Here is an 8892-nt window from a genome sequence, read left to right on the forward strand (position 1 = left end):
GGTGATGACGCCTGCTTCAAACTCCGCGCCGCCATGCAGGCGCGGCGGCAGGCGGACGGCGTGTGCCAGGCTTTCAGTGCCGCACAGGCCGCAGCCGGTGCGGCCCGTCATGCTGCGGCGGCGGTCTTTCAGGCGTGTAAAGCACGATGCCGCGATGGTCAGGTGCAGCGTCTCCCCCTCCTCACTGCTGGTCTGTTCAATGTCGTGAATCTGGGCGTAGTCGTCCACGATGCCCTCGGTCACGGAAAAGCCAAAGGCAAAGTCCTCCAGGTCAGACGGACTGGCCAGCATCACGGCGTGCGATATGCCGTTGTATTCCAGCGCAACAGGCACTTCTTCAGCCACCCAGTCCGAGCGGTCGAACGCGCGATGCGCCCGCACCCCCGTCACAGGGGCTTCACGGCAACCCTCAACCACCTGCATGCGCTGCCTCCGCTGGAGAGCTGCCTGCCGGTTGTGACGCCGCATCCAGCAACTGCAGTTGCTGCTTGTTGAAGCGCGAGTAGGACTTTTGCCATTCCGAGGGCTGTGCCACCGGCATCACCTGCACCGCCGTGACCTTGTATTCCGGGCAGTTGGTGGCCCAGTCGGAACTGTCCGTCGTGATGACGTTGGCCCCCGATTCCGGAAAGTGGAAGGTGGTGTAGACCACGCCCGGTTGCATGCGCTCGGTGACCACCGCGCGCAGCACGGTCTGGCCGGCGCGGCTTTCAATGCCCACCCAGTCGTCGGGCTTGATGCCGCGGTCTTCGGCGTCGTGCGGATGGATCTCCAGCCGGTCTTCGCTGTGCCACTGGTTGTTGTCGGTGCGGCGCGTCTGCGCGCCGACGTTGTACTGCGACAGGATACGGCCGGTGGTCAGCAGCAGCGGAAATTTGCGGGTGACTTTTTCGTCGGTCGCGACGTATTGCGTGATGATGAATCGGCCCTTGCCGCGCACAAAACCATCCTTGTGCATGAACTCGGTGCCAAGCTCCGCCGTGTCTTCGTTGCAAGGCCACTGCACGCTGCCATGCTTCTCGATCTTGGCGAAGGTCACACCCCGGAAGGTCGGCGTCAGCGCCGCTATCTCGGCCATGATGTCGCGCGGATGGACATAGTTCATCGGATAGCCCAGCGCATTGGACAGCTTGACGGTGACTTCCCAGTCGGCCAGGCCTGCCTTGGGCGGCATGACCTTGCGCACGCGCGAGATGCGGCGCTCGGCATTGGTGAAGGTGCCGTCCTTTTCCAGAAAAGAGGAACCCGGCAGGAACACATGCGCGTACTTGGCGGTTTCGTTCAGGAAGATGTCCTGCACCACGATGCATTCCATCGATGTCAGAGCCTTGGCCACGTGCTGGGTGTCGGGGTCGGACTGCACAATGTCTTCGCCCTGGCAATACAGGCCCAGGAAGCTGCCGGCCACGGCGGCATCAAACATGTTGGGGATGCGCAGGCCGGGCTCTTCATTGAGCGTCACGCCCCAGGCCGTTTCGAACTCGGCGCGCACCGTGCTGTCGGACACATGGCGGTAGCCCGGCAGTTCGTGCGGGAAGGAGCCCATGTCGCAGGCGCCCTGCACATTGTTTTGCCCACGCAGCGGGTTCACGCCCACACCTTCGCGGCCCACATTGCCGGTGGCCATGGCCAGGTTGGCAATGCCCATGACCATGGTCGAGCCCTGTGCGTGTTCTGTCACGCCCAGGCCGTAGTAAATGGCGGCATTGCCGCCGGTGGCGTAAAGGCGGGCCGCGGCGCGAACATCCGCCGCCGGCACGCCGGTGACCGCCTCCATGGCTTCGGGCGAATTGTCTGGGCGTGCGACGAACTCGCGCCATTCGCGGAAGGATTTTTCATCGCAGCGCTCGGCGATGTAGTCGTCGGCCAGCAAGCCTTCTGTCACCACTACATGGGCTAGCGACGAGATCATGGCCACGTTGGTGCCGGGGCGCAGCTGCAAATGGAATTCGGCCTCCACGTGCGGCGAGCGCACGATGTCGATCTGGCGCGGGTCGACCACGATCAGGCGGGCGCCTTCACGCAGGCGCTTTTTCATGCGCGAGGCAAACACCGGGTGGCCGTCGGTCGGGTTCGCGCCGATGATCAGGATCACGTCGGCTTTCTCCACCGATTTGAAGGTCTGCGTGCCGGCCGATGTGCCGTAGGTCTGGCTCAGGCCGTAACCGGTGGGCGAATGGCAGACGCGGGCGCAGGTGTCGACGTTGTTGTTGCCGAACGCGGCGCGCACCAGCTTTTGCACCAGGTAGGTTTCTTCGTTGGTGCAGCGCGACGAGGTGATGCCGCCAATCGAATCCTTGCCATGTTTGGCCTGGATGCGGCGGAACTCGCTGGCGGCGTAGTTGATGGCTTCGTCCCAGCTGACTTCCTGCCAGGGGTCGCTGATGTTCTTGCGGATCATGGGCTTGGTGATGCGGTCCTTGTGGGTGGCATAGCCCCAGGCAAAGCGGCCCTTCACGCAGGCATGGCCTTCGTTGGCCTTGCCGTCTTTCCAAGGCACCATGCGCACCACTTCGTTGCCCTTCATCTCGGCCTTGAAGGCGCAGCCCACGCCGCAATAGGCGCAGGTGGTGATCTTGTTGTGCTCGGGTTGGCCCAGCATGATCACGGTTTTTTCCTGCAGCGTGGCAGTCGGACAGGCCTCGACGCAAGCGCCGCAGCTCACGCATTCGGATTCCATGAAGGGCTGGTCTTGCCCCGGCGACACGCGCGACTCGAAGCCGCGGCCGCTGATGGTCAGTGCAAACGTACCTTGGGTTTCTTCGCAGGCGCGCACGCAGCGGTTGCACACGATGCACTTCGACGCGTCGTAGCTGAAATAGGGGTTGGAGTTGTCGATCGCCGGCTTGCTTTCATTGCGGAAATGGTTGGCGCCTTCCATGCCGTAGCGCACTTCGCGCAGCCCGGTCACGCCGGCCATGTCCTGCAGCTCGCAGTTGCCGTTGGCCGAGCAGGTCAGGCAGTCCAGCGGATGGTCGGAGATGTAGAGCTCCATCACGCCTTTGCGCAGTTCCTGCAGGCGGGGCGACTGGGTGCGCACCTTCATGCCGGCTTCGGCCGGTGTGGTGCACGATGCGGGGAAGCCCTTGCGCCCGTCAATTTCCACCATGCACAGGCGACAGGAGCCGAAAGGCTCCAGGCTGTCGGTGGCGCACAGCTTGGGCACCTGGATGCCCGCGTCTACCGCCGCGCGCATGAGCGAGGTGCCTGCGGGGACCGTGACGCTTTCGCCGTCGATCTCCAGCGTGACTTCCTGCGTTGACTCGCGTTTGGGGGTGCCGTAGTCGGTTTCTTTGAGGTGTTCGAGCATGGGGGTCTCCTGTGCGTCTTGTTGGGGTGCTGCCGGGTGCTGGTGGATTACGCGGCCTTGCGATCCGGCACAGTCATGCCGAAGTCCTGCGGGTAATGGTCGAGTGCAGAGAGCACCGGGAAAGGCGTCATGCCGCCCATGGCGCACAGCGAGCCGTGCACCATGGTGTCGCAGAGGTCGCGCAGCAGCTTGATCTGTTGCGGGCGCTGTTCGCCCGGGCCGTTGGCGATGCGGTCGATGACTTCCACACCACGGGTGGAGCCGATGCGGCAGGGTGTGCACTTGCCGCAGGACTCGATCGCACAAAACTCCATCGCGTAGCGCGCCAGGCTGGCCATGTCGGCCGTGTCGTCATGCACCACGATGCCGCCGTGGCCCACCACCGCCCCCACGGCCGCATAGGCTTCGTAGTCGAGCGGCGTGTCCCACTGGGATTCAGGCACATAGGCGCCCAGCGGGCCGCCCACCTGCACGGCCTTGATAGGCCGGCCCGAGGCCGAGCCACCACCGTAGTCGTACATCAGCTCGCGCAAAGTCACGCCAAAGGCTTTTTCCACCAGCCCGCCGAACCTGATATTGCCGGCCAGCTGGATGGGCAGGGTTCCCCTGGAGCGGCCCACGCCATAGTCTTTGTAAAACGTGGCGCCGCGCGACAGGATGATGGGCACCGAAGCAAAGGTGATGACGTTGTTGATCACGCTCGGTTTACCGAACAGGCCCTGGATGGCGGGGATGGGCGGCTTGGCGCGCACGATGCCGCGTTTGCCTTCGATGCTTTCAAGCATGGCGGTTTCTTCGCCGCACACATACGCGCCCGCGGCCTTGCGCACATGCAAGTGAAAGCTATGGCCCGAGCTGAGGATGTTGTCGCCCAGAAAGCCAGCCGCTTCAGCCACCTCGATGGCCTTACGCATGGTCGCCACCGCGTGGGGGTATTCAGAGCGGATGTAGACATAGCCCTGCGTGGCGCCACTGGCAACCGCAGCAATCGTCATGCCTTCGATCAGCATGAAAGGATCGCCCTCCATGGTCATGCGGTCGGAGTAGGTGCCGGAATCGCCCTCGTCGGCATTGCAGACCACATATTTCTGGCTGGCTTTGAGGCCCGCCACGGTTTTCCATTTGATGCCGGCGGGGAATGCCGCGCCGCCGCGCCCGCGCAGGCCGGCGTCCAGCACCTGCTGCACGATCTCTGTGGCCGGAAGGGTCAGGGCACGTTGCAGGCCGGCATAGCCCTCATGCGACCGGTAGTCCGCCAGCGACAGCGGGTCGGTCACACCCATGCGCGCAAAGGTCAGGCGCTCCTGCCTTTTCAGGTACGGAATCTCTTCGGTCAGGCCCAACTGCAGTACGTGGACGCCACCCAACTGAAAGCCGGCATCAAAAAGGCCGGCCACGTCTTCAGCTTCTACCGGCCCGTAGGCGATGCGGCCTGCACCGGTTTGCACCTCGACCATGGGCTCCAGCCAGAACAGGCCGCGGGAGCCATTACGAACCAGCTCAATGCCGATACCGCGCTTTGCTGCCTCGGCGGTGATGGCCGCCGCCACCTCACCGGCGCCGGCCGCCAATGCCGCAGAGTCGCGGGGCACATAAATTTTGATGCTCATGCGGCGCTCCCGGCTTGCGCCACCAGACGGTCGAATTTTTCAATGCCGACGCGGGCGTGGACCTTGTCGTCCAGCGTCATCGCGGGGGACTGTGCGCACAGGCCCAGGCAGTAAACCGGCTCGACCGTGAAAGCGCCGTCTTTGGTGGGGCCGTGACCGTCGCTGCCCAAGTGGGAACAGGCATGCGACCACAGGGCGTCGGAGCCCATGGCTTTGCAGCTCTCGGCACGGCAAATCTGCACCACGTGCCGGCCTGGCGGCTCGGAGCGGAAGTAGTGGTAATACGTCACCACGCCGTGAACCTCGGCGCGCGACAGATTCAAAGCTTCGGCGATGGGCGGAACCGCCTCTGGCGGGATGTAGCCGAGCGCGTCCTGAATGCCGTGCAGTATCGGCATCAAGGCGCCGGGCATGTGCTTGGCCGACGCAATGACGCGTTCGACGGCCTGGCTTGCAACTTCATTCATCGTGTGGGACCCCTATCTCTGTCTATGCACAAAGTATGTGCAAGCGATGGGGTCACGTCCAATTGAATCGGGACACTGCCCCATTCAAGGATTGAATGTATGCAAACCGTTGCCTAGGTGGACTTGACTCCCATGCTCTCGGGATGCGCACTGTAGTCGGCCGCATGGCGCAGCCAGGCGGGCTCGGCGGCCAGGGACATGGCGGCTTCCAGCGTGCGGGAGGGCCGGTCGCTGGCCTGCATCATGAAACCGACAGGGGTTTCCACATCCGGCGTCAGGGGCAGCGCTTCGAGTTCGCGGTAACCCTGCACGGCACACACCAGCGCACCCGCCAGCACGCTGGATACCTCGCCGACGACAACAGTCAGGGCGAGCGTCAGCATGGAGTTGGTTTCCATCACCGGCTGGACCGTAACGCCCGCAGCGGCAAACGCGGCATCGACCCGTGTGCGGCTGTGCATGTCGGGTGTCAGCAGGCACAACGGCAGCTTGGCGGCGTCAGCCCAGGTCATGGGTGGGCCGAAGCGCAAGCTGTCCGGGCTGGGTTTGGCGGCGCGGCGCACGAGAAAGTAGCGCTCGGTGTACTGCGGTAATGTCGTCAGCCGCGTGTTGCGCGCGCTGAGGCGTTCGGTGTAGCCCAGCGCCATGTCCAGCGACAGGTTTTCCAGCCGGGTCTCGATGTCGTGCGAATTGAGCGACAGCACCACCGGTGTGATGCCCGGGTGGCGCGCATGCAGCATGGCCGCAAAACGCGCGGCGATGGAGACCGCCGTGGGTACCACGCCAATGGTCAAATGCCCGCGCGGGCTGTCTATTGAGCTATCGAGCTGCTGCTTGAGGATCTCTCGCTCATGCAACATGCGCCGGGCGCTGGCGAGGACGCGTTCACCTTCCTCGGTGAAGCCAACAAACGCGCGCCCGCGGACCACGATGGCGGCACCGAACTCGTCTTCCAGCGCGCGCAAGGCGTTGGACAAGGCCGGCTGGGTGATGTTGCAGGCCTGCGCCGCGCGGCCGAAGTGCTTGTGCTCGTCAAGCGCGGCCAGGTAACGCAGGGAGGCCAGCAGGTTCATGGCAAGAACGCCTTACGTGTTCTTGGAGATCGTGATGGTCGGGAACTTGGCGGAGAAGTCCTTAGCCTTGGCAGCGACGGTGACGGCCATCTTGCGCGCCACGGCCTTGTAGATGCCGGCGACTTCGCCGTCAGGATCGGCGACAACTGTGGGTCGGCCGTTGTCGGCTTGCAGGCGGATCTGCATATCCAGCGGCAGTGCGCCCAGGTAGTCCATCTTGTAGTCGGCCGCCATTTTCTTGCCACCGCCTTCGCCGAAGATGTGCTCGGCATGGCCGCAGTTGCTGCAGATGTGCACCGCCATGTTTTCGACAATACCGAGGATGGGCACGCCGACTTTCTCGAACATCTTGATGCCTTTTTTGGCGTCGAGCAGCGCGATGTCCTGCGGCGTGGTGACGATGACGGCGCCCGTCATGGGCACGCGCTGCGACAGCGTGAGCTGAATGTCGCCGGTGCCGGGCGGCATGTCGACGATCAAATAGTCCAGGTCTTTCCAGTTGGTCTGGCGCAGCAGCTGCTCCAGCGCCTGGGTGGCCATGGGGCCGCGCCAGATCATGGCTTCGTCCTGCGCGACCAGGAAACCGATGGACATGACCTGGATACCGTAGTTCTCCATGGGCTCCATGTTCTTGCCGTCGACGCTTTCGGGCCGGCCTTCGATGCCCATCATCATGGGCTGGCTGGGGCCGTAGATGTCGGCATCGAGCAATCCAACGCTGGCGCCCTCGGCCGCCAGGGCCAGGGCCAGGTTGACGGCGGTAGTGCTTTTGCCGACACCGCCCTTGCCGGAGGCCACGGCGATGATGTTCTTGACATTGGGCAGCAGCTGCACGCCGCGCTGCACGCTGTGGCTGGCGATCTTGAAAGTGACGTTGACGGAGACATTCCCGACGCCGGGTACTGCTTTGACGGCAGCGATCAGGCTTTTACGCAGGCCGGCGATCTGGCTTTTGGCGGGGTAGCCGAGTTCAACATCAAACGACACGTCGTCGCCGCTGAGCTGAAGGTTTTTCAGGGCCTTGGTGCTGACGAAGTCTTTGCCGGTATTGGGGTCCAGCACGGTTTGCACGGCGTTCAGGACGGCCTGTTGGTCCAGGGACATGGGGGAATTCTCCGGTGAATCTGAAGCGAGGGGGTTGGCTTCAAGTCTAACGCCGTGACGGCAGGCCCTGGGGTCATGGGGGCTTGCCGGGGCAGGCTGCGGGCCGGGCGACTTAAAATCGCGGGTTACCTCTCCCTAGCCAAAAAGCACCCTTATGTCCCAGCGCCGCCTGTTTGTCACCACCGCCCTGCCCTACGCCAATGGCAATTTTCATATCGGTCACATCATGGAATACATCCAGGCCGACATCTGGGTGCGGTTTCAGCGCATGCAGGGCCATGCGRTGAACTTCGTGGGTGCGGACGACGCCCATGGCGCGCCCATCATGATCGCGGCGGAAAAAGCCGGCAAGACGCCGCAGCAGTTTGTGGCCGACATCGCCGCAGGCCGCAAGCCCTACCTGGACGGCTTTCACATCAGCTTTGACAACTGGCATTCGACCGACGGCCCGGAAAACCACGAACTGGCACGGCAGATCTACCTGGATCTGAAAAAAGCAGGGCTGATCGAAACCAAAACGATTGAACAGTTCTTTGACCCTGAAAAGAACATGTTCCTGCCAGACCGCTACATCAAGGGCACCTGCCCCAAGTGCGGCACGAAGGACCAGTACGGCGACAACTGTGAAAACTGCGGCGCGGTGTATGCGCCCACGGATTTGATCAACCCATATTCAGCCTTGTCGGGCGCTACACCGGTGCTCAAAAACTCCGAGCATTTTTTCTTCAAGCTGTCCGACCAGCGCTGCGTGGACTTTCTGGAAAAGTGGACGCAGGACGGCAAGCTGCAGCCCGAAGTGGCCAACAAGGTCAAGGAGTGGTTCAGCATTCGTACCAACCCTGACGGCACCCAAAGCGAAGGCCTGGGCGACTGGGACATCAGCCGGGATGCCCCCTACTTCGGCATTGAGATACCAGACGCGCCGGGCAAGTACTTTTATGTCTGGCTGGACGCACCTGTCGGCTACCTCGCCTCACTGAAAAACCTGCTCGAAAAGCGCGGCGAAAACTACGACACCTACATGGCGGCGCCGGGCCTGGAGCAGTACCACTTCATTGGCAAGGACATCGTCACCTTCCACACCCTGTTCTGGCCGGCCATGCTGCACTTCAGCGGCCGCAAGACGCCCGACAACGTGTTTGTGCACGGCTTTCTCACCGTGAACAACGGCGAGAAGATGAGCAAGAGCCGCGGCACCGGCCTGGACCCGCTCAAGTACCTGAGCCTGGGCATGAACCCCGAATGGTTGCGCTACTACCTGGCTGCCAAACTCAATGCGAAGAATGAAGACATTGACTTCAATGCCGATGATTTCATGGCGCGGGTCA

General features: G+C 63.0%; 6 protein-coding genes and 1 pseudogene. 1 reads left to right on the top strand and 6 read right to left on the bottom strand.

Going from position 1 to position 8892, the window contains the following annotated elements; genetic code table 11:
- The 6 genes and pseudogenes from AC1D0Z_RS12540 to apbC all read right to left on the bottom strand — a co-directional run.
- Positions 1-423, bottom strand: a 423-nt coding sequence (locus AC1D0Z_RS12540) for a formate dehydrogenase accessory sulfurtransferase FdhD (RefSeq protein WP_477658574.1), incomplete at its 3' end; no start/stop codon positions are given.
- Positions 410-3310 (bottom strand): formate dehydrogenase subunit alpha, encoded by a 2901-nt coding sequence (fdhF, locus tag AC1D0Z_RS12545; RefSeq protein WP_477658575.1) that lies wholly within the window; start codon positions 3308-3310, stop codon positions 410-412. The genes AC1D0Z_RS12540 and fdhF, both read right to left, overlap by 14 nt.
- 47 nt (positions 3311-3357) lie before the next feature.
- Positions 3358-4920 (bottom strand): formate dehydrogenase beta subunit, encoded by a 1563-nt coding sequence (locus tag AC1D0Z_RS12550; RefSeq protein ID WP_477658576.1) that lies wholly within the window; start codon positions 4918-4920, stop codon positions 3358-3360.
- Positions 4917-5387 carry a formate dehydrogenase subunit gamma gene (locus AC1D0Z_RS12555; protein WP_477658577.1) on the bottom strand — a complete coding sequence of 157 codons (471 nt, stop codon included), beginning with the start codon at positions 5385-5387 and terminating at the stop codon, positions 4917-4919. Before AC1D0Z_RS12555 ends, AC1D0Z_RS12550 begins: the two co-directional genes overlap by 4 nt.
- Before the next feature lie 113 nt (positions 5388-5500).
- Entirely contained in the window at positions 5501-6460 is a 960-nt protein-coding gene (locus tag AC1D0Z_RS12560) for a LysR substrate-binding domain-containing protein (RefSeq protein WP_477658578.1), read from the bottom strand.
- A 12-nt stretch (positions 6461-6472) separates the two neighbouring features.
- Positions 6473-7570 (bottom strand): annotated as a pseudogene (gene apbC, locus AC1D0Z_RS12565) (iron-sulfur cluster carrier protein ApbC); the annotation flags it as partial.
- A 148-nt stretch (positions 7571-7718) separates the two neighbouring features.
- On the opposite strand from apbC, the gene metG reads away from it, so the two are divergent.
- The coding region (gene metG, locus AC1D0Z_RS12570; protein WP_477658579.1) for a methionine--tRNA ligase at positions 7719-8892 on the top strand (1174 nt) is incomplete at its 3' end.

The organism is Polaromonas sp. P1_E3 (genome assembly GCF_056405935.1).